Origin of the sequence: Actinacidiphila yeochonensis CN732, assembly GCF_000745345.1 — a bacterium.
Lineage (GTDB): Bacteria > Actinomycetota > Actinomycetes > Streptomycetales > Streptomycetaceae > Actinacidiphila > Actinacidiphila yeochonensis.
In genome coordinates this window covers 208,574-232,306 of the sequence record NZ_JQNR01000002.1, presented here as the reverse complement: position 1 = coordinate 232,306, position 23,733 = coordinate 208,574, and the positions used below count along the sequence as shown (strand labels likewise).

Below are 23,733 nucleotides of genomic sequence, written 5' to 3'. Positions count from 1 at the left end.
CTCATGAGATAGATTAATGAATGTAGCCAGCGCGGCGACGCCGAAGTGGAGGCATCCGATGACCAAGCACAGCACCCCCGTCGCCGACTTGCTGGCGGTGCCGTTGCGCTTCACCGATGGTGACCGCGTCCGCGGCCCTTATGGCGCCTCCTGGTGGCGCGGCCTGCGCACGCCGGGTGTGTGGGAGGAGTTCCCTACGGCCGAGAAGCTCACTGTCCGGTCCGACGAGCAGATGCGCGCCCTACTGGAAGCGGGGGGAGACTGGCTGCTGATCCCATTCCTGCCGCCGGTGACCGCCCCCCTCCCCGGCACCGAGTGCACTGCGGTGGAACAGATCCGCAGTCTGCAACTTGCCCCGGCGTCCGGAGCAGCCCTGTATATCGCCCGCCTGGGCCGGCCGCAGTCCTTCCTCGGCGACGACCACGGCACCTTTCGTGACGCCGCGCTCCCGGTCCGCCTTCGCCCCGCGGACGTGCGCACCACGCTGGAAGGTGTCCTCAAGCGGCACCCCGGCGCGAAGGTCACGTTCCACCGGGTCGCCGGGCGCGCCTATGCCCGATACGCGACGAGCAGCACCCTGCACACCCACATCCACCTCCTCGTCCGCTGAACCCCTGGAGTCGTACGTGATCCGTGAAGAGCGGCTGGTCATCTCCCGCAAGCCGCACGCTGTCGACCTCGGCAGCCTCCGCGTGGAGGAACACACTCGCGACGACGGGACCCACTACTACAGCGGTCGGATCAACGCCCTCTGGTTCCGGCGCCGCGCCGGCCTGACCGTCGCCTGCATCGGCACCCTCTGGGACTTCCAGCACGAACGGCCCGTCGGCGCAGCCGAGTTCCTCGCCGCCCACAACGACGGCCGGTACGGGCCCGACTGCGACGGCCGCTGGGACGGCACCTCTTACTGGGGGAACGTCACCCTCGCCGTGCAGAAGCAGCACCTGGCCGTTCTCCAGCCGATGCTGGAGAACTACCCCGACCTGCCCGCCGGTTACGACGGTTGGTGGACCTTCGCCACGGCTCGGACCTGATCACGCCAGGCCCCATCGCCGGGGCGCTGTCGGTATCGGCCTCTGCGCCCATGTCTCTTGAGCTCGCCGTGGCCGTGGCCTTCGACGACGCGGGCCCGGTCTGTACGTACTTCGCGCAGCGCCCGGCTGACTGGGCTGGGCAGGCCTAGCCCACAACCGGCCGCCGGCACCAGGCCTGACCGCAGTCCGGCCTCAAGCCGCCAGTTCCGCCGCGCGCCCAGAACGGATGAAGGAAGACACCGTGCTCAATCTCGACCGGTACATCATCGACGACGGCCGCCACCTGCCCCAGATCGTCATCGACGAGGACGCCTCTACCGCCGCCGGGGCAGCCCGCTACCGGAGTGGCTGTTCCTGCGGCCGGATGCTCCGGCTGCCCGCAGACACCCACGAGGATGCCCTGAACGTGTACCTCGCTCACATCGACGCCCAGACCGGCCCGTCCAAAGGGCCTGAGTGGCTCCCCGTGGGCGTGCGCGTCGCACTCCTGGCACTGGTCATGGTGATCGTCTGGGGCGCCTGCTTCGTCGCAGGCCAGATCATCGCTCACCACCAGGACCTCACCGGTGCCTGCGCCGTGGCCGTCCGCGGCGGCTCCGACCTCGCGGGACTGGCCCTGGCCTTCGGCCTCATGGTCGCCGTCCGCCGATGCATCGCACCAACCCGCGCCTGACACGCGCCCGCCCCCGTAACCCTGCCCATAGCGATCCTGGCGCGGAGGCTCGCCCTCCTCGCTGCCTAGCTGTTCGCCAGCCCACCGGAAGGACGCCTTTGCTCACGCCTCACCCTCTCCCGCCAGCCCGTCACGACCATGCGCAGCCGGTTCCCGAGATCGCCGTCGACGGCCCGCTCGCAGGCCGTACGGCACGCTTCACCCTCCGCCCCACCGTCCTCGACGCCGACGACGGATCACCGGTGCCCGGCGTCAGCGTCCGCGCCTCCCTCCACTTCCGGATCCCGCTGTGCTTCGAGGCGGTCGTCCGCAACAGCGCCCCGGGCCAGTGGGAGACGGAGTGGGTACGGTGCCGGCAGGACACCTCCCTCTCCTCTGTCCGTGCCGTGGAACCGCTCGTCGCCCCGGCCGTCATCAGCATCGTGGAACAGCAGGAGGACCGGCTGCAGCCGCTGCTGGTCTTCGCCCGGGAGCGCGAGGCCGGGCACGCTCTGGCCGTCGTGCAGAAGTGCCGCCAGGAGGTGGCGGAGGCCAGTCACCGCCTGCGGGCGGCGGAAGCCGACTTCGCCCGGCACGGCGTCCCGCCGCAGCGTGCGCACGAAGTACTGGATGCCCTCACCAGGAAGCGTGACACCCTGTGGGGCTGGCTGCGCCACTGAGCGGCGGACCGCACGCCGACCGACCACACCCGCCCCGCGGGGCCGACGGAAAGGACCAGAGTGTTCGCGTACCGCCGCGCACTCACAAAGAAGGCGCTCCCTCGGATGCTGAGGGCCACGGCGCACTTCGGCCTCGCCGAGCCGGACTGGGACGCCGTAGTTCAGGCCACCACGTCGGGCGCCCTGCGCAGGACGGTGATCATCACCGCTCTGGAAGCAGTGGCGTGCTTCGCCGACCTCGACGAGAGCGAGCTGCGGAACCTCGGCCCCGACCCGTACCTCGACAGGTGCTTTGCCGCCGAGACCGCACTGCTTGACGCCCTGTGGTGGCAGGCGCTGCTCAGCGGCCCGGTCACGGGCTGTTCGGCCCGGATGGCCCGGTACCGCAAAGTCCGGGACGCCCTGCTCCGCAGGTCGTACCAGCTCTTGACCATGCAACGCCGCGAAGGCGCGCGGGCGTTCGCCTTGATGTCGCTCAGCCTCGTTCACCACGAGGTCAGCGGCGCCGCGCTGGCCGCTGAGTGCTCGACCGGGCACGACTGGGCGTGAACAGTCGGAGCGCCCTCCGCCACCTGGGACGACCATGACGCTGTGTCGGCTGCCTGCGGCCACGCGGTACGGTCGGGCCGCATCGAGAAGCGAGATCGAGGACATCATGGCTGCCACGGGAGTTTCGCCCGTCACCGCCTGGGTGCGTGAAGGCACGCGCCAGAGGCTGACACACGCGCTGGAGGAGCAGAAGACCAGGAAGCTCGTGCTCTCCGCGGCGGACCGGTGGCAGACCTTCGACCTCTCCCGCAACGAGGCGGCCCGCGTCCGGGCGGCTTGGCAGGCCGAGGTGGTGCGCATGCGCCAGGCCGGCGAACTCCTCGACGTGATCGACGCCTTGGCGGTCTACGGGATCATGCAGGAGCTGGAGGACCGCGGATGGGCGCAGCGTCGTTTCCGGCGGGCGCCGGCGGAGGCGCGGCTACCGGGCCGCTGGCCGGGATCTCGTGACGGTGGCTACAAGGAGAGCGTCCAACTGCGTCTGCCCTCGAAGGTCGCCGCGAAGGTGCTGGACGCCTGCTGGGGGACCTCCGCGCCGTACATCACCCGGCTGAGGGACTGGAGGGACCGGAACCCCGGCGTCGTGGTCCCCCGCGGCCCCCTCGGCGACTCCGAGGAACTGACCGGCCCGCTGGCCGAGTACGAGCGACTGGCCGCCCACGTCACCACCGTCGGCGACATCTACCGCGCCGGCCTTCGCCGCGGAATCCAAACCGCCGAAGAACTCGCATCGCACTATGCAAAGTAGAAACAATAAAACCGCAGGTCAGAGCATGTTTGAGATTTGTTTTTAGCGCTACGGTTGGCTACCTTGAATGAGTCAGCGAGCAGCCTTCTGCTTGTCGCCGTCGGGATGCGGGGTGCCATGTCCAAGGAACAGCCGACCCAGTTCGGTCGCTGGAGTGAAGTGCCGTGGGAGTACGCCTCGCGCACACAGATGAACCGGGCGGACCTTCCCCGTAAGGCGGACGGACCGGTGGTCGGCTATGTGGCCGGCCGCGACTTCCGCGACAAGGAGGTACCGGTCGCGGTGTACGACGTGCGTGCGTCCCGGCCCAGCGGTGCGAGCGGACCGCAGTTGGCGGCCGCTGCCGGCCGACGGACTGCGGCGGTCTACGAGTGCTCGGGATGCGGCGCCCAGACCCAGCTCCCCCTGTCCGAGGAAGGCGGCCACCTGTGCGCGATGTGCCGCCGAGTGGCCGGCATCGCACGGTTCCAGGCGGAGTTGCGGACGCGGAGGGACCAGATCGGCTCCTGGGCGCGGTCGTTGTTCGCGGGTGGCGAGCTGGCGATCGTGTGGGTCGAGCTGACGGCCGCACCGGACACGCCCGCGGGACGTCGCCGGCCGCCGCTCGCCGGTCGGGTCCAGGTGGCCGACGAGGCCGGGCGCAAGCGCGCGGATGTGCTGGTGCGCCTTGCCGGACCCCGTACGGACGGGGCGCCGGCAGATGCTCTGCCGGCGGGCGACGGCGCACTGGCGCTGTCGCGGGCGATGGCCGGACGGCGTCAGGTCGTCTGGGGGCCTCTGAGTGCGGTGGCCGCGCGGTTGTCCGAGCTGGGGCACCCTCTCACGGGGGCCACGGCGCCCACTCCGCCGGCCGGGTCCCGGCTGGGTGACCGCTTCTGGGACGATTCCGTTCCGGCGCGGTTCGCCCAGTGGCGAGGCGAACTCGACCCGCAGACCGGCGAGTTGCGTACGCCGTGGGAACCTGGGTCCGCGGATCGCCTGTGGTGGGTACTGCGCCGCATGGCCGGCCCTTGTGACACGGCCGGGACGGCGGCCACGGTTCAGGCGGTCGCGGAACCGTAAGCATCCGCCAGCAATCCAGATGCCCGCCGCACTGCGCCCGGAGTGCACCGTGGCGCGGTCGCCAGCCGCGGGGCACGTCAGCCAGGGAAGGCGGCACAACGTGAGCGGTGAGAACGGGATTGCGGAGGTCCGGCAGCGCCTGGACTGCTTGCGGGCGCAGCACGGGCCCGCTCACCCCAACGTCGTCGAACTGGCCATGCACCTGGCCGAGTTGACTGGTGAGCAAGGCGACGTGCGTGGCGCTTACCTGCTCTACCAGGAGCTGGGCGACACCTTGCGTGCGCAGGCCGGCCCGTTTGAAGGGCAGACCCTGGACGCCTACGAAGGAATGGCCCGTTGGATCGCGAAGAGCTGACGGCGCGACGGCCGTCCAGCACCCGATCCGGTGACGCCCGGGGCAACGGGCTTGTCAGAAGAGGACGTTGTCCTCGGTGGGCGGAACGGCTCGCTCGGTCGTGGGCGGCCGGTAGTGGATCTCTGTCCAGTCCCCTTTCCGGTAGACGCGCATCTCGTCGCAGCGTGGGCACCGTACGGCCCAGTGGGTGATGCACCAGTAGGGGCGGTGCTGGACCGTCGCCCACTTCGACGGCCGGCCCCGGACGGAACGCTCGACGCGGGCCAGTGAGGGCGGGGGCGTGTAGAAGGTCTTACCGAAGGCGGTGGACAGGGGGCCGGGGAAGGCGCAGGTGACGCAGGTCGGGTCGATGTGCGTCATGATCAGCGCGGGCTCCCAGCGCTCCCAGCGGATCTCACCCATCTCGGGGTCGGAATCAGGGAGTGCCGGGAGGATTCTCCGCTCGGCCACGACGGGGTCGCGGGGTATGTCCATGTCGCCAGTCTGGCTCGGCGTGCTGACATTGGAGGCCCGGCCCGCGGGCGGCTCGTGCTGGTGAGGTTGCCTGATGACCGGCTGCGGCGCGAGAGTCCTGGGCGAACGCGCCCGCCTGTGGCCGCTCCCGTCGTCGAGCAGAGCTCGGCGCTGCCCTACCTCATGCCGCGGCGGATTTCCTCGACGAGGGTGCCGTCCTCCTCGCTCAGACCGAGGTAGTCCCAGGAGATCCCGGCGTCGGCGAGGACCTCGGCCATGGTGGCCCTCCCGGGGTACTGGGATTCGAGACAGTCCAACTCGTACGTGCGCTCCTTGATGCGCCCGATGGACGCGGCGTGGGCGGCTTCGGCCGCTGCCGCCTCATCGACCCGCGCGCCTGCCTCCTCCAGGGCGATGCGGGCGTCAACCGCCTCGCCGTCGAAGACGTCGAAGGCCATCGTCACGACCTCCGGCACATCCAGGTCGGGCCGCTCGGCGCGGATCTGGCGCAGTTTGCCCTCCAGACGGAGGACGGATCCCTCCGGCAGGACCTCGCGCGCGGAGTGCAGAATGCCGCCGAACTCGGCGTCGAACCCATTAGTCATACACGGGAAACTAGCCGTGCCCGCTTGGGGTTACGAGCGCCGGCCCGGCTCGAGGACTCTCGGCCCGATGGACAGCCGCTGCAGGCTCAGCTGCCGCCTTCGAGGTCGTAGGCGGTCAGGAGCCGGAGTAGTCCACGTCGTTGATGTCGAATTCGAAGTCGTCGGCGGAGAAACCGCCGTAGACGCTGCCTCCGTTGAAGTTGTCGGCCAGGGCCTGCTTGATGATGCCTTGGACCTCGCTCTCCTCCGTGGCCCGTGCCAGGGCGGCCACCTGGGCACCGGTGAGGTCGAGGTAGATGTCGCGTGCCCGTACGGCATCGGAGCCTCGGACCTGGAAGGTGTGTGCTCGGCCGACGCGCGCGCCGATACCCGATCGGTCGCCGCGGGCTTCCATCTCCCGGGCTCGGCGTTCTCGGCCGCGGGGGGTGGTCTGCACTTCTGTGGCGTCGCGCTGCAGCCGGTCGGCGTACTTGACGGGTTTGCGGGAGCCGTCGATCCAGCGGGAGACCGTGCGGGGGGTGACGCCGTAGGCCGCGGCCATCGCCTTCGTGCTGCCGTTGAACTTACGGTCGCGCACGTGGGTGGCCTGGGTGGTGGCGCGGGTGGGTGCGGTGCGGGAGCGGAACAGGAACTCCTTGACCCGCACGTTCATGCCCGGTCCGTCGATCTCGTCTTCCCCGTTGTCCCCGCTCACGACTGGCTGTCTCCGTTCTCCTCGGCCTCGGCGTCGGGCAGCGCCGTGCCGTCGGTGGTGAAGGCGTGCACGAGGCGGGAGGGATGCTGGCCAGCCTCCATGGCCTCCAGGACGGCGTTCATCGGGATGCTCGCCTCGTGCTTGGACGACCCGGGGGCGATGCCCAGGCGCAGCACGCCGGCAACGGGCTTGCCGTTCTCGACAGGGGTCAGAAGTTCGAGGGGTGACGGTTGCGTGGTGGCGTAGAGGTAGGAGTCGACGTTGGCTGCGAAGGGCGCCCGCCCGGTCTTGTTGTAGGTCTTGCGCATACGCCGGTGGCCGGCGATGCGGGCGGCGGAGATGATCTGGTAGCGGAGTTCGGGGCGGTAGGACCAGTGCGCGACGACCTTCTCGAGCCAGTCGTTCTCATCGGGGTGGGACTTGCGCGCGTAGTCCATCCACTTGCCGATGCCGTTCTTGTAGAGCTGCTTGTAGAGCGTGGCGAGGACCAGGGCGTCGCCGCGGTCGGTGTCGGCCGGGTCGACGTCCTTGTGGGTGGCGTATGCGGCGAGGAAGGTCTCCGGGTCCTGTCCGTCGGAGAGCCCGAGCACGCTGTAGACGCGCTTGTAGGCGTCCCGGAGGCGGATCGTCCATTCCTTGAGGATCGGCGCGGTGCCCTGCGGTCGTCCCTCTTCGTCCTGGAGGTCGGGCAGGAGGGCGTCGGTGATGGCGGCGGGGTCGAAGCCGTACTCGCTGGTCATGTAGGCCACGGTGGGAGTTGCGTACCAGCCGGGCCCGGTCGGCGGCATGCCGTGGAAGGTGGCGGGGTGCGGCAGCAGCGGGTCAACCTCGATCCTGGTGAAGTCGCACCACCACAGGCCTGCCGTCTTCGGTGACCAGGCCGGTTCGGTGATGTGCTGCAGCGGGCCGATGGGCAGCGGCAGGGTCTGGGTGACGGAGAGGTAGGAGGCGCAGACGTCGACGGCGACGGCCCACTCCAACACTGCTTCCTCGTCGGTGAGCGGCCGGGCCCACCATTTGAAGTCCTCTTCTTCGCAGATGGCTTCGCGGCGGTCGAGCAGTTCCCGTGTGAAGGGGTGCCGGGCGCCGGCCGCCTGGGGAACTGTCGTGTCGCCGCCCGGGAGCGCGCCCTCGCGCAGACGCCGCTTCCACTGCCCTTCTTCGTCTTCGTAGGGCTCCAGACGGGGACGGACTGCTTCCAGGAGCAGCATGCTCGAGGTCGCCGGCGTGACACCGGGGGCGATGCCGATGTCGGCGACGAAGGCACGGATCCGGCGGGCGAGAGCGTGGGCGTCGAGCTGGCCGCCGGGGAGGGTGGCGAGGGTCGCGGTCATCCCGGTGGTGGTCTTCTGCTTCTCGCTGCCCTGGCCGAGCCAGGGGGTGACGATGACGCGCAGGGACGCTTTCGGTCCGCCGGCCGAGCCCGCCCGTCGGAAGACGTGGAAGACCGGGCCGATCTCCTCGGACACCTCCATGCCCACGCTGGCGGCTGCCGTGTCCAGCTTCTTCTTGAGCGCGGCCAGGGCCTTGTCCGTGGTGGGCAGGGTCGCGGGCAGACCGAGCGTCTTCAGGGCGGCCGCGGTCAGACAGACCATGCCGTCGCCGGCCCGGCCGGCCGCGTGCAGACGTTCGACGCGCAGCGGGAGTCCGGTGCCGAGCCAGGCGACCCAGTCGGTCAGCTTCTTCCCGGCCGGTGCTGGCACCTCACGGATGTCCAGGGTCCAGCCGTCGTCGGTGTGGTCCAGTGCTACAGCGGGCCAGCGACGTGCGGCGGGCGCGGGGGCGGAGGCCGGGCGCCTGGCGGGTGCCGGGCGGGCGGGTGCCGGACTCGTGGCGCGCTCGGGCCGCCCGCGGTACGCGGGAACGGGACGGGGACTCGCCGGGTGCATGGGAGTTCCCGCGGGGCGGGGCGCTTCGGCCGGGGCCGGGGCATCCGGCTGGGCGGTCTGCTGTTCACGTTCGGCGCGCTCGCGGGTGAGACGCTCGACGGTTGCGGCGCGGGAGTCGGGCGTGCACTGCTCGGGGCAGCGCTTCCAGGACGACTTCATCTCGCCGCCCTCCTCGTGCCAGCCGACGACATATCCGGGGCGGCCGCTGCCGACGCAGCCGCCGCATCCGGCCAGCCGTACCTCCGCCATCGTCAGCTCCTCTTCAAGTTCAACGAGCGACCATCGGCAGGGTGCCGCAGATCGCGGATGGGGCAGGAAAGGGATGCCGCGGCGAACGCGGGATCCAGGGTGAGCAGTTCGGCGTCCAGGAGCTCGGCGAGAGCTGCGCACGCGGCGTCGTACGGGCCCAGGACTTTCCGCAGGCTCCAGGTGCGAGCCATGAGCGGCATCGTGTCGTGGCGGTCGAGCTGCATGACGCGCAGGAGCTCCAGGGCCCGGGCGGCTTCCGCCTCCGGAAGGAGGCCGGGCTGCTGAACGAGGGTGCTCAGCAGCCCGGACACCTGCAGGTCCGCGCCGAAGGGCACGGCGAGACGGTTGTAGGCGGCCTCGGTGCGGATCCGTTCGGCCTGCTCGTCCGATCCGACCAGGAAGGCGGTCAGGGCGCCGCTGTCGAGGACGACAGTGTTCGTCACGGCTGCTCGCTCACCGCGTCTCGGGCCCGGGCGATGTCCAGGGTCGTGACGGAGGAGCGCTGCGCGATGTCCCGGGCCCGCTCGGCCGCTTCGTCCGGCGTGAGCCTCTGGGCGTGGTCGACGAGCAGTTGCAGGAGGTAGCCCTGGAGGGACTGGTGCGCGCGGGCGGCTCGGATTCTGAGGGTTTCCACGACGTCCGGAGGGAGATCGCGGACTTGCACCACTGCCATGAAGGCATTCTACATGCAGTGCAAGCATTTTGCCTTCACGGCCGCTGCGGAGCGGGAGGGGCGCCGCAGCGGCCGGGGGAGAGCTACTTGCCCTTGGCGGCTTCCTTGAGCTTGGAGCCTGCCGTCACCTTCACGCCGTATCCGGCCGGGATGTCGATCGGCTCGCCGGTCTGCGGGTTGCGCGCGGTGCGGGCTGCGCGGTGGGTGCGCTCGAAGGCGAGGAAGCCGGGGATGGTGACCTTCTCGTCGCCCTTGGCGACGACGTCGCCGACGGTCTCGGCGAACGCGGCCAGAACGGCGTCGGCGTCCTTGCGGGTGACCTCGGCGCGGTCGGCCAGCGCGGCCACCAGCTCGCTGCGATTCATGGGGTTGCTCCATGTTCTGTTCTGTCTACGGATGCGGCCAGGACATGGTTCCAGGCGGCACTGACAATCCGGGTGCACCGGCATGTCCGCCGGCGTCCGGTCGCCCCTCCGTTCCCGGTGGAGCGACTCCCATTATGACACGTAAAACTTGACCGCACCGCCATTCGAGCTTAGTTTTACGTGTCGTTCGCAACATTCCTCGAGAGGATCCCACATGCCTTCCCGTGCGAAGCACGCCCGCACACCACGCGTCATCCCGCCCCGCACGGAGGAGACTTGGCGCGCCATAGCCCGCTCCGTACGCCTGGCCGAGCTGGAGCTGACCCCGGCCGCGGAAGCCCGCCCCTGCCGCGCCGCAGGCTTCCGCGCCGTCGCACACCTGACGGCAGGCCGCTCCCTCCTGGTCCGACTCGCGGAGCGTCACGCCGAAGGCGCTCGGACGCGCCTGGGCTACGCCTGGCGGCTTCGCTCGTTCATGCGGGGTGACTACGCGAGGGCCCTGGACGAAGCTCTCGCCTACGCCCGCGGGGCCGCCCACGGCTCCGCCCCGTCGACCGGGCGGCCGGCGCTCTTCCGGCACGCAGGGCTCCTGCCGGACCTGGAGCGGTTCCTGCCGGATCGGGTGCTCATCACGGCACGGTGAGCACCCTCACCGCTACCCGTAACGACACATAAAACTTGACTCTCCGGCATCGTTGAGGCTATACTTAATGTGTCAGAAGGTCGCTACCGACGGATGCGCCGCTGACCCCCGTGCCGCCGCCCGGCTTCTCTCCCACCCCTCACCGGGCGGCACCCCCGCCTGGCCCGCTCCCACCCCCCGGAGCGGGCCAGGCCCTCTCCCAGGAATCCAGCGGAAGGCCCCGGCATGCCTCAGCCCCCTCGGCTCGTCGAGTCCCGGGCAACCCGCGACCTGGGCCGTTACGGGCAGTTGGAGATGGTCTCCACCACCCGCCCTGGTACGCCCTGGACGCTCTACCGCCTGTACGCGCCCCACGTCCGCGGTTGCCTCATGCTCACGCCCGCGGCCGCCGGCGATGACCCAACGGCACCGAGGACGCGCGCTGCGGACGTCATCGTCGACCCAGCTCCCCAGCTCCCGCCCGGATTGACCGAAGCTCGTCCCCTCACCGTCAACGCCATCGTCCTGGCCGGCCCCCTGCTGTTCAACGCGGACGACCCTTCGACGATTCGCCCCCGCCGCTCAGGACGGACGGGGCAGCCCGAGCCGGTACCCCCGCGCACACGCGACCACGCCCGAACCGTGATCACGGCCGTACTGGAGCACTGGCGGCAGCGCAGCGACCGCGAGGACCTGCACCGCGCCGCGCATCGACAGGCCGCACTGCTGTTCCTCACTCGCTACCGCAGCCAGATGGACCGCCGCCGCCAAGCACTGGAGCGCGCACGGTTCGCCGTGGCCGAGACGGGACAGCGCATCGCGGTTCTGCAGGACGCGCTCGCCGGTGCCGACCAGACCTCTCCTCACATCCTGGAGCCCTGCCCGTGACCTCGATCGCCCCTCCCCCCAACGACGCGGCCGTCGAGGCCATCCGCACGGCGCTCGCCGACGGCGGACACGACCCCGGCGACTTTCTCGTCCTGTCCCTCGGTGCCGGACCGCGGCACGTCATCGTCCGTTACAACCCGGACGGCGACTCCTGGGCACAGGAGCCGGAACACTGCGCCGCCTACGCCCTGACCCTCCGGCACGCAGGCTGGCGCCGGGCACTGGATCTGGAGAGCCTCGTCCTGATCCCCGATGTCCCGCTCGACGCGGAGCCCGGCCAGTACATCGCGACCTGGCAGATCGACGTCGACGGCGACGATGCGGCCGGCGCTGCCGCCGAGGCACGCGATCGGCAGCTCGATCCCGGTGTCACCGAAGCCCTGTGGACCCTGACCGACCACGTCGGACGCACCACGGCAGTCACCACCTCCGACCGCACCCACCCGTAGACCAAGGAGCCACTCTGTCCGACCGCACACCGCTGCAGCTGTACGTCTACGCCGTCGACGACAACGACCGGCCGGCCGTCCTCGAAGCCATCGCCGAGTTCAGCCTGGACCTCGAATGGGGCCAGGGCGAGAACCCTCCTCGGCATCTGGAACTCGGTCGTTGCTACGGCGTGCACGAGGCCACGCTCGGCAGCTCGGACGAACTCGCGGATCTGCTACGGGGCAGCGCTCCGAGCGCCGTGTTCACGCTGTGGCAGGACCCCTACATGACCGCGGACGGCCACCTCGTTGCGCACGTGCCCGATGTGGGCAGCTACGAGACCGGCTGTGACGCAGAAGGAACGCCGCATGTAGACGTGGTCGATCTCGCGGCACGCCTGGGCCGCCTTGCTCAGGACGCCACGGTCCGGGACTGGCTGTCCGGTGACGGCGACGGCCTGTTGGGCGTCACCGTGCTGGCCGCCCTGCATCAGCACGAGAAGTCCTGCGCCGCGTGAACCACCCCGTGCCCCGCTGAATTCCAGCCCCTCCGGAGGAGGACCCGTGCCCCTGGCCGACGACATTCCGGTCTGGCAGCTCACGCCGGCACTCGACGCTCTCGCTGAGGAACTCGGCGTCGACGAAGGCGCTTTGGACGAAGTCGTACTGGAAGCGGTCCACGACAAGGCCGCCGACGCCTACAACAACGGCGCCTACGGCGAACTCGGCGACGAGGACGCGCACGACCAGGTGCACAACGACGCCGACAAGCGCGCATCCAGCATCAACGCCAGCGTCACCGACCAACTGGCCTTTCTGGCCGGCGGATGCGCCAGCGAGCAGGACCTGCGCTCCTTACTGGCCGACCTGCTGGCCTGAACGCGTATCCCCCGACTCAACTTCCAAGGAGATGATCATCTGATGCGGGGCACCCGCTCTGCCCTCCGCCCCAGCAACCCCGCACTCGGCCTGCTGACCTTCGATGTCCACCTCTTGAAGTACGGCCGGACGCGCTACGTCGTACGGGGCCGGCACGTCCGCGGTTCCTTCGTGGTGATCCCCGAAGCCACCAAGGGCGGGCCGGTCCTGCCGGAGACGGTCCGCGTCCAGTTCGGCTGTGACGGCGGCGAGGACTACTGGCGCACCCCACGCGAGGACGAGCCCTTCGTCCACAACGTCCGCGTCCACGGCTGGACCGACGGCATCGACCCCGACAACCCGCCCTCCGGCTGGTACCTCGGCCGGTACGCCGTCAACCTGCGGGACAACGGCATCGAGCGGGAGCTGACCACGGGGGCGCGGCGGCGTACGGAAGCTGTCGTGCAGGCGGTCGTCCGCCACTGGAGCCGCCTTCCCGAGCGTGCCGCGCTGGTGCTGACTGCTGCGACCACCAGGGCGGCCGAGTACGCGAAGCACGAGGCTGAACTCGCCGCTGAGCAGGAGGCGAAGGCGGCGTCCGTCCGGGCCGCGCGGGCGCGGGTACGGTCCCGGCTGTACGCCGTCAACGGCATCTCCCGCCGGCGTCCCAGGCCGCTGGGTCCGCTCCGTCCGGGATGGGTGCCGGTCGGCCTGGTCGACAGCAAGGGGCTCGGCATGGGAACCATGCGGGTGCGCGAGGTCGAGTTCAGCGAGGCCCTGCCCGGGGCCCTGGTGTACGAGGTCGAGGGTCGCCGCCTCGAGGGACGTTTCACGGTCGGCTGCGACCAGTGGCGGCCGGAGCCGCTTCCACAGGGCGTCCGCGTCACCTACGGCCATGTCGAGGACTCCAGCCCCTTCCGCCATGAACACCCGCACGAGCCAAGGGTGTTCGGTGTGCGGGTCGGCGGACTGTGGGACTGCGAGCAGGCCGGGAAGATCACTGCTACCGCGCCGGGCCGCCTGTCGGCGCACGCCCGTACTGGCGTGCGGACCCGTATGTCCGCCTCCGATGCCGCCGAGCGGTACTGCTCCGCCGTCCTGCGGGCGCTCGCACTGCACTACCTGGCCCGGTCCGACCGAGCTGCTCTGCAGTTGGCGGCCGCTCAGGCCAACGTCCTTTCCCAGCGCGCCCAGGCCCGCGAGGAGCTGCGGAAGCTGCTGGACGAGCAGAGGCGGGCGGAGCGTGCCGCGAGGCGGCACCGGCGTCGGGAGGCCGAGTACCGGTCGCTGCTCGGCCAGGCCGACGGCCGGCCCGGTGTCTGACAAGAGGAGGGAGATACCGATCGTGTCGAACAGCCTGTCCCTCGCGGGATCCGGTCGCGTCAGCGGGTCCGGTTCTGCGCAGCCCGACGGTGCGCGGGGTCCCACTGCGCGGGAGCGGCAGTACCTCAAGTGCGCCGGCTCCCACCGCTTGGGGCACTTGCCGGGGGAGGTCAGCACCCGGCTGGTGGCGGCGATGCTGGCCGAGGAGTGGATCTACCGGGAGGACGCAGACGGTTACCGGCTGGAAGCCGACGAGGCGCTGACGTTCCAGGGCGGCACCGCCTGGAGGGTCACTCCGCGCGGACGCTGGGCCGCGTTGACCGCTCGGCAGCGCAAGCTGCTCACCGCACTCGGTGACAGCAGCGTGGCCCTCGCGCACACTGACGGCAGGGCGACGGAGTTGGTCCAGGTGCACTTGGTCGAGGACGTCGGCGGCGTGATGCAGTTGACGTTGCTGGGCGCCTCGCTGGTACGCGCCTTCGTGACCGGAGCTGGGCAGCCGTAAGGCTCCGGCCCGCGGTCTCGGGGGGAAAGCGCGGAGGCCGGAGCCTCACCGGGCGAGGTCGGGGCGGAGTGTCGGGGGGGGGTGGCACTCCGCGCGGACGGCTCGTGGCTTCACGATACTGCTGACCACGCGCCTGAGCACGGATTTTCCCCTGCCCTGTGCCCCGTGTCGGGCAGAGTGCTCGCGCCACCCGGCAGACCGTCTGCAGGTGCGGCTCGCACGGCGGCCGGCACTCGGGGCACGGAGGTCCGCGCCGGGCTGCGCACGGCTCATGCACGGATGCTGCCGGCCGGCACCGCCATATCGCCGGTGTGCAGCCCTTGCCGCTCCCAGTCCCTCAGCACGGCGTAGTCGCGCTCCACGAGGTCCGCCGATTCTGCGGCGAGGTACAGGAATCCGGGAGTGCTGAGCAGGTCCGTGGTCGGCTGGAGTGGATCACCGTGGTCGACTGCGGGGCAGACCGCTACGGCGCTGGGCAGCGTGGCGACGCGGGTCATCGCGGCGTGGTCGGCGTGACCGGTGCGGTGGTTGATGAATTCGACGTTGCGCAGGGCCCCGGACCAGGTGAGGCGGTGGTCCTCGAAGTCGTCGAATGCCTGCGGGGAGGCCAGGGCGGCGGCGGCCAGCGCAGTCTGCGACATGCCGCAGTAGCGTTCGACGACGGCTGGGGCCGTCGCGCCGCCGAGGCGGGCGCCCGTCTCGATCAGGACGGGACCGCGCCGGGTGAGCATGACCTCCGTGTGGGCCGCGGAGTTGCGGATGCCGAGGGCGTCGAGGACGGCGAAGGTGAAGTCGCGCACGAGGCGGGCTTCGCCGGTGTCCGCCGGCACGGGCTCCTCGTAGTCGTAGATGGGGCCGCCTCCGGGGCCGACCAGTTTGCTGTAGCGCCAGGTCTCGGCGACTTTGTGCCGGCCGTCAAGGGAGACGGTGTTGATGTAGAACTCGGTGCCGATGAGGCGTTCCTGGACGAGGGCGGCGGTGTTGGGGCGGCCGAAGACGGTGCGGCTGTGCAGCACGGTGTTGGTCGCGTCGCGGACCTCTGCGGGTGTGCGGCAGAAGCGCACCCCGTCCGAGCCGGCGGAGTCGAGAGGCTTGACGACGGCTTCCGGGAGGCCGGAGGCGGTGAACCAGCTGGCCGCGGCGGTGGCGGACGTGACGAGTTGCGTGCGCGGGGTGGCGAGGCGGGCGGCGCTGACGGCGGCGGCCATGAGGTTCTTGTCGCGGCGGGCTGCTCGCTGCTCGGGCCGGTTGGTGGGCAGCCCCAGGGTGTGAGAGAGGGTCTCGGCGAGGGTGACCCCGGACTCGGTGCCGGCGACGACGCGCGTGGTCCCGTCTCGTCTGAGCAGGTCCGCCAGGTCCGCAGCGTCCGGGACGAAGCCGTGATCACGGGTGTAGTGCTTCGGGTCGAAGGTGCGGCGCAGGAAGTCGTGGGCGACGGGCTGGCTCTGGATGTGGGAGCAGGGCACTCCCAGGTGGTGAAGCCGCGCTGCGAGGGCGGCTCCGGTCGAGTAGCCGTCGACGATGGCGATGGTCATGGTTCGTCCTCGGGTTGGGTGCGAGCAACTCGGTGTGCGGATGGCGGGCCTTATGCGGCGGGCTGGAGACGGTGGCGGGCAAGCCGGTATGTCGAGGCGACGCGGGTCCGGTTCCAGCCGGGAACCCGCGGCAGGTCACGCAGGTGGCGCCGCAGTTCGCTGGACTGGACGATGGTCACTCCGCCGCTGTACAGGCCTCCGCGGGGGACGGGGGCGTGGTGGACGGCGATGACGGCACGGACCGGGTGTCCGAGGGCTTGTGCTGCGGAGTCGGCTTCCCACAGGACGGTCTCGATGGTCTTGTTCTGGGGGTAGCGGCCGTACCAGAGGCGGCCGTGGCGGTCGGTGGTGACGCGGGCGTTCTTGGCGTTCCAGGTCTTGGTGTCGACGTACACGGGGCCGCAGCGGCCTATGACGAGGTGGTCGCCGTTGTATTTGGAGCCGACGCGGAAGTCGTGGATGACGGTCCAGGCTCCGAGGCCGCACCAGACGAGGGTGCGCAGGATGCGCGCCGTCTTCCGTTCGCCGGCGGCCCCGCGGGCCCAGGTGCTGCCGCCGTTGCGGTAGAGGCGTCGCAGTGCAAGGACGGTGATGGTCAGGGCGACGGCGAAGCCGGCGCGGACGCTGGTCACCGTGGCCGTCAGGTAGGCGGCGCCTCCGGCGGCGGGTGCGACGAGGAGAGGAACGGCCCAGGCAGCCGTGCGGTGTTGCTTCCTGCGCTCGTCGGCGCGGATGGTGTCGGCCATGCGCTGGGCGCTGGCGCCGGCGCCGGCGCGGCGCTTGGAGCCGTTCAGGGACATGCCGTCGTCCTTCGGGGGGTTGGTCGGGTTCGGGGTGATGGTGCGGCCGACGGCCTGTGGACAGCGGCCGGCGCCTGGCGGCGAGGTGCTCGCGCAGCGCGACGCCTGGCGGTGACCGTCCGGGTTGCGTTCAGGCCGACGTGGCGAGTGCCACCTGCCCGGCAGCCGGACGGGGCGGCCGGATCGGCGTGAAGCTCAGCGCGATGCTCCACCGCGGCTGGTACTGCTCCTTGTAGCCGGTCTGCCCGTCGGTCTCGGCCGTGCGGCCGAGGTCGAGGCCGGTGAATCCGTGGCTGGACAGGTCGTCGATGAGCCGGCGCAGCAGAAGGTGTCCGGGAGCCAGCCGGGCGGCGTCGGGGTTCATGGCGGGTCTGAGTGACCAGCACGTCGTGCCGCGGTAGAGGCAGAGCTGGGCGGCGGCGAGAGTGCCGTCGATGGTGATGGTGGCGATGAAGGCGGTGGTGTCGGTGAGTTCGCTCAGCACAGCTCCCCAGTCGGGCTGGGACGTGCTCAGCCGCGGAGCCGATGCCCAGCGGGCGGCGTGGAGTCGCTCCAGTTCCGGTTGCATCCGGAGGAGTTCGCCGGTGGTGCGGGTGCGGGCGTAGGTGATCGCGTGGCCGGCGCGGATCCGCCGCTCCCGCTTGGCGTGCTGGCGCCGCAGGTTGCCGGGCAGGGCCTCCCAGTCGAGCGGGAGCGGCACGAGAGCTGTGCGTGTGCGGGTCGCGTGCCAGGCGGATCGGCCGTCGAGGGCGCGACCGAGCGCGGAGTGGAGGGGGACGTGGGCCAGTTCGGGGTTCTGTCCGTCCTGGAGGAGCTGGTCGAGGTCGGCCGCGAGGGCCTGGACGATGTGGGGGTGTCGGGCGCCGGGGCCGACGAGGTCGTTGTACTCGGCGTACGGCGTGAGGGCGGAGATCACGTCGGTGGATCCGGTGCGGTGCCGGGCAAGCGGGAGGGCGGCGCTGACGCCTCCTTCGTCGGCGACGGTCATGACGACGGGGCTGCTGGAGGAGGGCAGTTGGCGCAGCCAGGCGGTCACCCACTGCGGTGACTGGTAGGCGGTCGCCCGCGGGTCGGCCTCGTAGAGGGTGGGCCACCACCGGCTGATCCATGTGGTGGCCGCATCGTCCTCAAGCGTGCGGACGTGGGTGATCCGAGGGACGGGCATCGGGATCGCTCTCCTCTTCGCGGGGTTCGACGCAGAGTGGAGGAGAGCGCCTGTGGATGGAGGCCGGCGATGTCGCAGGGGCGTCGCTCAGCCGGGCGGGTCGGGGAGCTTCGGGTACGCAGTCAGGGGCGGGTCGCCCAGGCGGATGGCCTCGCGTTCCCGGCGGTTGGCCCCCAGCCGAAAAATGTAACGATGTGCACCGCGATGTCTGATCCTGCGGGCGCCGATGTCGGCCAGGGCCTGGCGCAGCCACTCGGCGGGATCCGCTCCGGCTCGCGGGACGGCGGCGCCGAACTGGATCAGTTTCTCCTCGCAGTACCGGTGACCCTGCTCCTGCCTGCGGATTTTCTGGGCGGCCCGGTCGTGGAGGATGGTGCCGTCAGGCAGGAGGACGAGAGTGCGTGCTGTCGCGCGGCCCGTGTAGACGGCGTTCGTCGCTTGATAGATTCGCCCTATATGTCCGATGGCGGTGAGTCTGCCGTCCGCACTGCGCCGGGGAACGGGATCAGCGAAGGAAACGACCCCCTTGACGCCGACGGCGCGCAGCTCGGAGAAGCATCTCGACAGGAACCACGACTCGGAATTTCCGGGACAGGCGTCGGTCAGCACGAACCTTGAGCACACCAACGATTCCACATTGGGGTCCAGTTCGGGCAGTGATCGCGTGAGCACGTTCGCGCCGGCCGGGATGCCGAAGACGGCCACCCCGGAGAGCCGGGCCTCGCCCGAATCCACCCGGTAGAGGCCAAATCTCCTGGTAGCCGACGGGTAGGAAGCCGAGTAGTGGTGCGCGAGGACGAAGGCCTTGGCCGGCTTCTCCGGCAGGGGATGGACCTCGAAGCAGCTGGCGTCAAAGCCTCCGTCGCTCCGGTGCCGCCAGGAGGGTGTGCGATGGGTCCAGCGTCTGCACCAGTCGGAGGCGGTGGGGACCTCCGTCAACTCGGCGAGAGGCAGGGCCTGCTGGTAGGCAGTGATCACAGGACGTCGGCGAACAGGCCCACCGGGGCGTCCGGCAGCGGTGCCCACCAGATCTTCGTGCCGAGGCGGCATTCGAAGACCTGCGTGCAGTTGTCGTCCGTAGCGTCCAGGCTGTACCAGCCTTCGGTGTTGTAGGTGACGCACACGGTGGTGTCCTGGGTCGGTTCGACGGCGCTGCGCGTGGCCTGGCCGCCGAAGCGAATCCGCAGGTTCGTGGTGCGTGAGCTCGCGCCGGTCTCCCGCAGCGTGGTGGCGCGCCACAGGCTGAGATCCTGCTCGGGAGTGTGCGCGATGCGTCCTGTGTCCGGGTAGAGCATGAGCCGGTTGGACAGGGCTGGGGCATCACCTCGCTTGCCGACGTAGACGAGCCAGCCCTCGGCACGGCCGCTGCTGCGCTGTCCGGTCTCGGGACGGGGCGCGGCCAGAAGGTAGCCGGCGCGGGAGGTGTCGACGCCTCGGCTGTCCGCGCCGTGGGCGTGGACGTGGTCGCCGGCTTTCAGCGCGGCAACGGTGGTTTCCAGGTCGATGTGCAAGGCGGAAGTCCTTCGAGGGGAACGGGAGATGTGACGGCGGCGGGTTGCGCCGGACCGGTTGGCACGGTGTTCGGCGCAGATGCGCTCATGAGTTGTCGCTTCAGGAGTGCCGCGCCCGGGCCCGGGCGAGTAGCCAAGGCGCGGCAGGGGGTGGGCTACTTCGCGAGCAGGGCGGTTCCCGCGTCGCGGGCCTTGTCGAGGTCCAGGTGGTACACGCCGTACCCGCGGTCGAAGCGACTGCACAGCGGCCGCCACGACGCGGCGTTGCCGTCGACCAGGTTGTGCACGGCGTCGGCCTCTTCCACGTCCTCGTCCTCGTCGTCGGTCAGGGGACGCACGGTGCCGTCGGCGCCGACCACGCCGCGGACGCTCCGCCAGTTCGGGGAATCACCCTCCACGATCACGAGGGCCACAGCGCGCGGATCGTGCCGCAGCACCACGTGGGCGGCGAGCGAGCAGGAGTACACGGCAAGGGCGTGGTCAGCGGCGGCGCTGCCGGTGGCGCGGTACGCGGTCAGCGCCTCGTGCAGGGCGGTGCGGATGGCGGCTTCGGTGCCGGTGGTGCTCACAGGGGTGGGTGTCCCTTCGGCCGGGGTGCAGCGGGGTGCCGTGTAGGCGGGGACCGTGCACGGTCGTGGTTCAGGCGGCGATCGAGGCCGCCGCGGTGGGCCCGGGTCCGCGGGCCGACGCGAGCCGGTCAACGTGCTGGGGCGGCCGGTCAGCGGGTGCGGTGGCCGCGGGCGTTCTCCTCGACGATCGCGCGCAGGCCGCTGTTCGTGCTCCAACCGCACCAACAGGCTGCGGTGTAGCCGAACCCGCCGGGGCACTCCGACGTACGGGGGCTGCCGGTGGGGGCGATGGGGTGGGTGCACACGCTGCCGTCGGCGGTGTGTACGCGCTTGATGGGGGCGACGTGGCGCTTGGGCTTGTCGGTGGGCTGTGCAGTGGGCACCGTGGGCTCCTGATGTGGTCAGGCGGGTGTCTCGACGGTGACGGTGAAGCCGGTGACCTCGGGCTTGAGTGGCCAGGTGTCGCACGCGAGGCGCAGGAGCTGGATTTCCTGGGGGTGGCTGGTGATCCGGTCGGTCAGCATCTGGGCGACGAGGTCCCGGGCGGCTTCCTTGTCCGGGTGGGTGGCGCTGAGGCCGTAGACGAGGTCCAGCGCGAGGTATCCGCCTGGTCGGGTGATGGTGAGGATGAGCAGGGTGAAGCTGGTGGGGCTGTCCATCGCGTCTTCCGAGCGGGAGGGCGTGGGTGCGGCGGGACGTGTCGGCCGGAACGGGTCGCACGTCACCGTGCGGGTCGGCCAGCCTGGCGGGCTGGCCGACCCGGCGCCGCTGCTACTGCTGGACGGGAAGGACCAGAACAACCGGCTGGCCGGACGTCCGGGCCGCGGCGACCGCCTGCTCGATGGCGGAGCCGGTGGTGTCGACCCGGCTGGCGTCGTGGGCCTTGCGGATCTGGTGGAGGAGGGAGCGGATCAGGTTCTCGGTCTCCGGTCCGCCGGGCGGGCGCTGACCGATCTCGCGGGCCGCGTCGGCCATGGCGGTGGTGGAGAGGGTGTCGATGCCGCTCGCGGTGAGCTGTCCGTCGAAGTGGTCCCAGAACAGGTTGTAGGCGATGATCATCGACTTGCGGACACGCATGTGGAACTCGTGTTCGCACTTGATGTCCTTGGGGATTTCCCTGACCGTCGGAAAGAGCGGGGTGGCGGGCATACGGCTCCCGTGGATAGGGGGGCGGGGTGCGAGCACCACCGCGTGACACGTAAAGTATACCTCTAATTGCCGATCAGATCAAGTTTTATGTGCTAATGCGGTGGCCGCGGCTGCCGTGTCGAGGAGGAGTGAGACGTGCGCAGTTCATCCAGAGCCAGGTCCCGGCCGGGATGCCTCGCCCTGCCCTTCGCCCTGGCTGCCCGGGCGTTCACGCCGTCCCGGCCGGACCGCGTCACCGACGGCGCTACGGAGACCGTCCAGGTCCTGCGGACCGCGGTCGGTGTTGCCGCGACCGCCTGGCTGCTGTACGCCTACCCGCTGCGGGAGTCGGCGACGGACTTCGCCAAGGACCAGGCGGCCCAGACGTTCATCGGCGCCGGCGTCCTGCTGATTGCCGCGCCGGTGGCGCTCGGGATATTCGTGGCCGCGTCCCGGCCGCCCGCCAGATCTCTCTACATGCGCAGACTCGCCGGCCCGGCCAAGGGGTTCCTCGCACTCTTCACGTCGGTCCTGGTCCTGTGGGGTCTGCTCCAGGACAGTGCCGGGGCCAGACTGGCCCAGCAGTTGGGCATGTGGCAGATCGTCTTCCTGCCGCTCGCGCTGGGCGCCGTCCTCTTCGCGGTTCCGTACGGGCTGACCGCAGTCGTGCTGTGCGTGCACTACGTGTTCCGGGCGGCCGACGTTCACGAGGTCCTGCCGGCGCTGCTCTCCCCCGTGCTGGTGTGGGCGCTGTTCGCTTTCCAGGTGGCCGACCCCTCCCCCGTCGACGCGCCGGCGGTGGTGCGGATGCTGTTCCTGTTCGGTCCGCCGGTGTCGGTGACCGCGCTGTCGCTGTGGGAGCTGCGCCGGCTTCGACGGCGGTTCGGCATCACGGTGCGCAGAGCACTACGCGGAGGAGCAGGAGGTCCGTGACGTCTTGACGCGGGGTCTCAGGCCAGGGTGTCCAGCCAGCGCCGGAAGTCCTCCGACAGCGCCGAGACCTGTCGGTCCAGCTCGGCGTTGAGGCGTGCGGGGCTGTCCTGAGCGGCGCGGCGCAGCATGTCGACGAGCGTGTTGGCCTGGTCTTCGGGCACGAGGTCCACCACTCCGAACAGGCAGGCATGCAGCGCCAGTTCCAGGTCGTGGAGATCCTCGTCGATCGACTGGCTGGTGGTGTGGGGGTAGCGGAAGAACAGCCGGACCCGGGACAGGCGGGTCTCGGCGGTGGTGCAGGCCCGCCTGATCAGGCGCATGCCCCGGCCTACGGTGGCGACGGCGGTCACGGCGGCCGCGGCGGCGAGAGCGCCGGACAGGAACGAGGGGGGCAGGACCGCCAGGAGGACCGGCGCCAGGAGGAGTACCGCGGCCCCCGCGAGGAGGGGCAGGACGGCAATTCGTGCGAGCCGGGCGCGTATCGACGTCAGGCCGGCGGACGCGGCGTTCGGCGGTACGGCATCGACGGCCATCCTCGGTCTCCTTCGTCTGCGGTGATGCACGGATTGCCTCGTATGCAGCTCCGGCAAGCCCCCGGGCGAAGCGCTCCCGGGCCGGCCGCCGGACGGTCAGCGTACGCGGGCGGAGCGGGCGGCCGCGGCGCGCACGAGGTCCTCAAGGGGTGGCCGATCCGGCGAGCAGTTGGCGCTGAGCTGCCCGGTGCAGTTCCTGACCGTGGAGGAAGGCGAAGCGCCGCGCGTCGTACTCCGAGGCGTCGCGGTAGTCGGTCTGCTCGGTCATCTGGTGGGCGTGATCCCGGTAGAGGTAGACGACTTCGGGCAGGAGTTCGCCGGCGCCTCGTCCGGTGACGCCCAGGACCAGGACGTAGTCCTCGCCCTTGACCAGTCCGCCGTGGCCGGCGGACAAACGCAGGAGCTCGGTGCGGGTCAGCAGCATGGTGTGCCCCAGCGGCGGCTTGGTCTCCGGGGAGTTCCAGTAGGTCCACACCTGTCCTGGCGTGTGTCTGCCGACGGGCGTTGGGCATACCCAGGTGCGCGTGGTGCCGTCCGCGTGCAGGTCGGCGCTCCAGCCGGCGACCCAGTCCAGACCGGTACGGACGGCGTGTTCGTGGCGAGTGGCGAGGGAGCCCTCCGGCAGGAGGTCGTCGTCGTCGACGTAGCAGGTGTAGGGGGCGGTGACGTAGTTGAGGGCGGTGTTGCGGGCGTAGGCGGCGCCGGGGCGTGGTCTGGCGCAGATGATGACGCGGGGGTCGGCCGCGATCTGCGGTGGGAGGCGCCGGAGTTCGGCGTCGGGGCCGTTGGGAGCCAGGATCCATTCGAAGGGCACGGTCTGGCGCTCCAGACTGTCGTGCAGTTCGGTCAGGTAGCCCAGGCGTACGGGGTCCAGGGTGGTCGGAGTGATGACGGCGATCTGGGCGGTGGGGCGGGACACGTCGGCCT

34 protein-coding genes are annotated in these 23,733 nt (G+C 70.7%); 16 read left to right on the top strand and 18 right to left on the bottom strand.

Features of this window, described 5'->3' with window-relative positions:
- Window positions 1-58: 58 nt before the first annotated feature.
- From BS72_RS01580 to BS72_RS01545, 8 genes are all read left to right on the top strand, one after another.
- On the top strand, window positions 59-610 hold the full coding sequence (locus BS72_RS01580; protein WP_051950480.1) for a hypothetical protein: 552 nt from the start codon (window positions 59-61) through the stop codon (window positions 608-610).
- A 16-nt stretch (window positions 611-626) separates the two neighbouring features.
- Window positions 627-1,034 (top strand): hypothetical protein, encoded by a 408-nt coding sequence (locus BS72_RS01575; RefSeq protein ID WP_037905578.1) that lies wholly within the window; start codon window positions 627-629, stop codon window positions 1,032-1,034.
- A gap of 241 nt (window positions 1,035-1,275) precedes the next feature.
- A complete protein-coding gene (locus BS72_RS01570; RefSeq protein ID WP_037905576.1) occupies window positions 1,276-1,707 on the top strand; it encodes a hypothetical protein in 432 nt (143 codons plus the stop codon).
- A gap of 242 nt (window positions 1,708-1,949) precedes the next feature.
- Window positions 1,950-2,366, top strand: a complete 417-nt coding sequence (locus BS72_RS01565; protein WP_157856124.1) for a hypothetical protein — start codon at window positions 1,950-1,952, stop codon at window positions 2,364-2,366.
- 105 nt (window positions 2,367-2,471) lie between these two features.
- Window positions 2,472-2,915: a hypothetical protein gene (locus tag BS72_RS01560; RefSeq protein WP_157856123.1), complete on the top strand. Its 444-nt coding sequence runs from the start codon at window positions 2,472-2,474 to the stop codon at window positions 2,913-2,915.
- A gap of 106 nt (window positions 2,916-3,021) precedes the next feature.
- Window positions 3,022-3,663, top strand: a complete 642-nt coding sequence (locus BS72_RS01555; RefSeq protein ID WP_051950475.1) for a hypothetical protein — start codon at window positions 3,022-3,024, stop codon at window positions 3,661-3,663.
- Window positions 3,664-3,780: 117 nt separating this feature from the next.
- Complete coding sequence (locus tag BS72_RS01550) at window positions 3,781-4,725, top strand: hypothetical protein (protein ID WP_157856122.1); 945 nt, start codon at window positions 3,781-3,783, stop codon at window positions 4,723-4,725.
- A 100-nt stretch (window positions 4,726-4,825) separates the two neighbouring features.
- The gene (locus tag BS72_RS01545) at window positions 4,826-5,080 is read left to right on the top strand and encodes a hypothetical protein (protein ID WP_051950473.1); all 255 of its coding nucleotides are present in this window, start codon (window positions 4,826-4,828) and stop codon (window positions 5,078-5,080) included.
- 54 nt (window positions 5,081-5,134) lie between these two features.
- On the opposite strand, the gene BS72_RS01540 is transcribed toward BS72_RS01545, so the two are convergent.
- The 7 genes from BS72_RS01540 to BS72_RS01510 form a co-directional block, all read right to left on the bottom strand.
- Window positions 5,135-5,554, bottom strand: a complete 420-nt coding sequence (locus BS72_RS01540; RefSeq protein ID WP_157856121.1) for a hypothetical protein — start codon at window positions 5,552-5,554, stop codon at window positions 5,135-5,137.
- A 155-nt stretch (window positions 5,555-5,709) separates the two neighbouring features.
- Window positions 5,710-6,138, bottom strand: a complete 429-nt coding sequence (locus BS72_RS01535) for a hypothetical protein (RefSeq protein WP_037905567.1) — start codon at window positions 6,136-6,138, stop codon at window positions 5,710-5,712.
- Between the two features lie 115 nt (window positions 6,139-6,253).
- The gene (locus tag BS72_RS01530) at window positions 6,254-6,832 is read right to left on the bottom strand and encodes a helix-turn-helix domain-containing protein (protein WP_037905564.1); all 579 of its coding nucleotides are present in this window, start codon (window positions 6,830-6,832) and stop codon (window positions 6,254-6,256) included.
- A complete protein-coding gene (locus tag BS72_RS01525; RefSeq protein WP_037905561.1) occupies window positions 6,829-8,970 on the bottom strand; it encodes a hypothetical protein in 2,142 nt (713 codons plus the stop codon). Before BS72_RS01525 ends, BS72_RS01530 begins: the two co-directional genes overlap by 4 nt.
- A 2-nt stretch (window positions 8,971-8,972) precedes the next feature.
- The gene (locus BS72_RS01520; protein WP_051950471.1) at window positions 8,973-9,413 is read right to left on the bottom strand and encodes a PIN domain-containing protein; all 441 of its coding nucleotides are present in this window, start codon (window positions 9,411-9,413) and stop codon (window positions 8,973-8,975) included.
- On the bottom strand, window positions 9,410-9,643 hold the full coding sequence (locus BS72_RS01515; protein WP_037905558.1) for a FitA-like ribbon-helix-helix domain-containing protein: 234 nt from the start codon (window positions 9,641-9,643) through the stop codon (window positions 9,410-9,412). Before BS72_RS01515 ends, BS72_RS01520 begins: the two co-directional genes overlap by 4 nt.
- Window positions 9,644-9,726: 83 nt before the next feature.
- Window positions 9,727-10,008: an HU family DNA-binding protein gene (locus tag BS72_RS01510; protein ID WP_037905556.1), complete on the bottom strand. Its 282-nt coding sequence runs from the start codon at window positions 10,006-10,008 to the stop codon at window positions 9,727-9,729.
- A 214-nt stretch (window positions 10,009-10,222) separates the two neighbouring features.
- Here BS72_RS01510 and BS72_RS01505 point away from each other — a divergent pair, with 214 nt between their 5' ends.
- The 7 genes from BS72_RS01505 (at window position 10,223) to BS72_RS35085 (ending at window position 14,632) form a co-directional block, all read left to right on the top strand.
- Complete coding sequence (locus tag BS72_RS01505; protein ID WP_037905555.1) at window positions 10,223-10,651, top strand: hypothetical protein; 429 nt, start codon at window positions 10,223-10,225, stop codon at window positions 10,649-10,651.
- Window positions 10,652-10,876: 225 nt separating this feature from the next.
- On the top strand, window positions 10,877-11,518 hold the full coding sequence (locus tag BS72_RS01500; protein ID WP_051950469.1) for a hypothetical protein: 642 nt from the start codon (window positions 10,877-10,879) through the stop codon (window positions 11,516-11,518).
- Complete coding sequence (locus tag BS72_RS31930; protein WP_051950465.1) at window positions 11,515-11,967, top strand: hypothetical protein; 453 nt, start codon at window positions 11,515-11,517, stop codon at window positions 11,965-11,967. Before BS72_RS01500 ends, BS72_RS31930 begins: the two co-directional genes overlap by 4 nt.
- The gene (locus BS72_RS36985; RefSeq protein WP_198545731.1) at window positions 11,901-12,464 is read left to right on the top strand and encodes a hypothetical protein; all 564 of its coding nucleotides are present in this window, start codon (window positions 11,901-11,903) and stop codon (window positions 12,462-12,464) included. Before BS72_RS31930 ends, BS72_RS36985 begins: the two co-directional genes overlap by 67 nt.
- Before the next feature lie 46 nt (window positions 12,465-12,510).
- Entirely contained in the window at window positions 12,511-12,825 is a 315-nt protein-coding gene (locus BS72_RS01485) for a hypothetical protein (protein ID WP_037905554.1), read from the top strand.
- 42 nt (window positions 12,826-12,867) lie between these two features.
- Window positions 12,868-14,127, top strand: a complete 1,260-nt coding sequence (locus BS72_RS01480) for a hypothetical protein (RefSeq protein ID WP_037905553.1) — start codon at window positions 12,868-12,870, stop codon at window positions 14,125-14,127.
- Between the two features lie 157 nt (window positions 14,128-14,284).
- Complete coding sequence (locus tag BS72_RS35085) at window positions 14,285-14,632, top strand: hypothetical protein (RefSeq protein ID WP_157856120.1); 348 nt, start codon at window positions 14,285-14,287, stop codon at window positions 14,630-14,632.
- Window positions 14,633-14,901: 269 nt separating this feature from the next.
- On the opposite strand, the gene BS72_RS01470 is transcribed toward BS72_RS35085, so the two are convergent.
- The 9 genes from BS72_RS01470 to BS72_RS01430 all read right to left on the bottom strand — a co-directional run bounded on the left by BS72_RS01470 (window position 14,902) and on the right by BS72_RS01430 (window position 21,361).
- Complete coding sequence (locus BS72_RS01470; RefSeq protein WP_051950462.1) at window positions 14,902-16,167, bottom strand: hypothetical protein; 1,266 nt, start codon at window positions 16,165-16,167, stop codon at window positions 14,902-14,904.
- 50 nt (window positions 16,168-16,217) lie between these two features.
- Window positions 16,218-16,967, bottom strand: coding sequence for a nuclease-related domain-containing protein (locus BS72_RS01465; RefSeq protein ID WP_037905551.1), 750 nt, complete (start codon window positions 16,965-16,967; stop codon window positions 16,218-16,220).
- A 130-nt stretch (window positions 16,968-17,097) separates the two neighbouring features.
- Window positions 17,098-18,132 carry a GNAT family N-acetyltransferase gene (locus tag BS72_RS01460; protein ID WP_037905548.1) on the bottom strand — a complete coding sequence of 345 codons (1,035 nt, stop codon included), beginning with the start codon at window positions 18,130-18,132 and terminating at the stop codon, window positions 17,098-17,100.
- 87 nt (window positions 18,133-18,219) lie between these two features.
- Window positions 18,220-19,110 carry a Mom family adenine methylcarbamoylation protein gene (locus tag BS72_RS01455; RefSeq protein WP_198545730.1) on the bottom strand — a complete coding sequence of 297 codons (891 nt, stop codon included), beginning with the start codon at window positions 19,108-19,110 and terminating at the stop codon, window positions 18,220-18,222.
- A complete protein-coding gene (locus BS72_RS01450) occupies window positions 19,107-19,643 on the bottom strand; it encodes a hypothetical protein (protein WP_037905546.1) in 537 nt (178 codons plus the stop codon). Before BS72_RS01450 ends, BS72_RS01455 begins: the two co-directional genes overlap by 4 nt.
- Window positions 19,644-19,798: 155 nt before the next feature.
- Window positions 19,799-20,212 carry a hypothetical protein gene (locus BS72_RS01445; protein WP_037905543.1) on the bottom strand — a complete coding sequence of 138 codons (414 nt, stop codon included), beginning with the start codon at window positions 20,210-20,212 and terminating at the stop codon, window positions 19,799-19,801.
- A gap of 149 nt (window positions 20,213-20,361) precedes the next feature.
- Window positions 20,362-20,595, bottom strand: coding sequence for a hypothetical protein (locus tag BS72_RS01440; protein ID WP_037905540.1), 234 nt, complete (start codon window positions 20,593-20,595; stop codon window positions 20,362-20,364).
- Window positions 20,596-20,613: 18 nt separating this feature from the next.
- Window positions 20,614-20,871: a hypothetical protein gene (locus tag BS72_RS01435; RefSeq protein ID WP_037905537.1), complete on the bottom strand. Its 258-nt coding sequence runs from the start codon at window positions 20,869-20,871 to the stop codon at window positions 20,614-20,616.
- A gap of 112 nt (window positions 20,872-20,983) precedes the next feature.
- Window positions 20,984-21,361 (bottom strand): hypothetical protein, encoded by a 378-nt coding sequence (locus BS72_RS01430; RefSeq protein ID WP_037905534.1) that lies wholly within the window; start codon window positions 21,359-21,361, stop codon window positions 20,984-20,986.
- A gap of 135 nt (window positions 21,362-21,496) precedes the next feature.
- Here BS72_RS01430 and BS72_RS01425 point away from each other — a divergent pair, with 135 nt between their 5' ends.
- Window positions 21,497-22,273, top strand: coding sequence for a hypothetical protein (locus BS72_RS01425; RefSeq protein ID WP_037905533.1), 777 nt, complete (start codon window positions 21,497-21,499; stop codon window positions 22,271-22,273).
- A 17-nt stretch (window positions 22,274-22,290) separates the two neighbouring features.
- Here BS72_RS01425 and BS72_RS01420 read toward each other — a convergent pair whose 3' ends face one another.
- Entirely contained in the window at window positions 22,291-22,806 is a 516-nt protein-coding gene (locus BS72_RS01420) for a hypothetical protein (RefSeq protein WP_037905531.1), read from the bottom strand.
- Between the two features lie 142 nt (window positions 22,807-22,948).
- On the bottom strand, window positions 22,949-23,725 hold the full coding sequence (locus BS72_RS01415) for a glycosyltransferase family 2 protein (protein ID WP_051950461.1): 777 nt from the start codon (window positions 23,723-23,725) through the stop codon (window positions 22,949-22,951).
- Window positions 23,726-23,733: the final 8 nt, after the last annotated feature.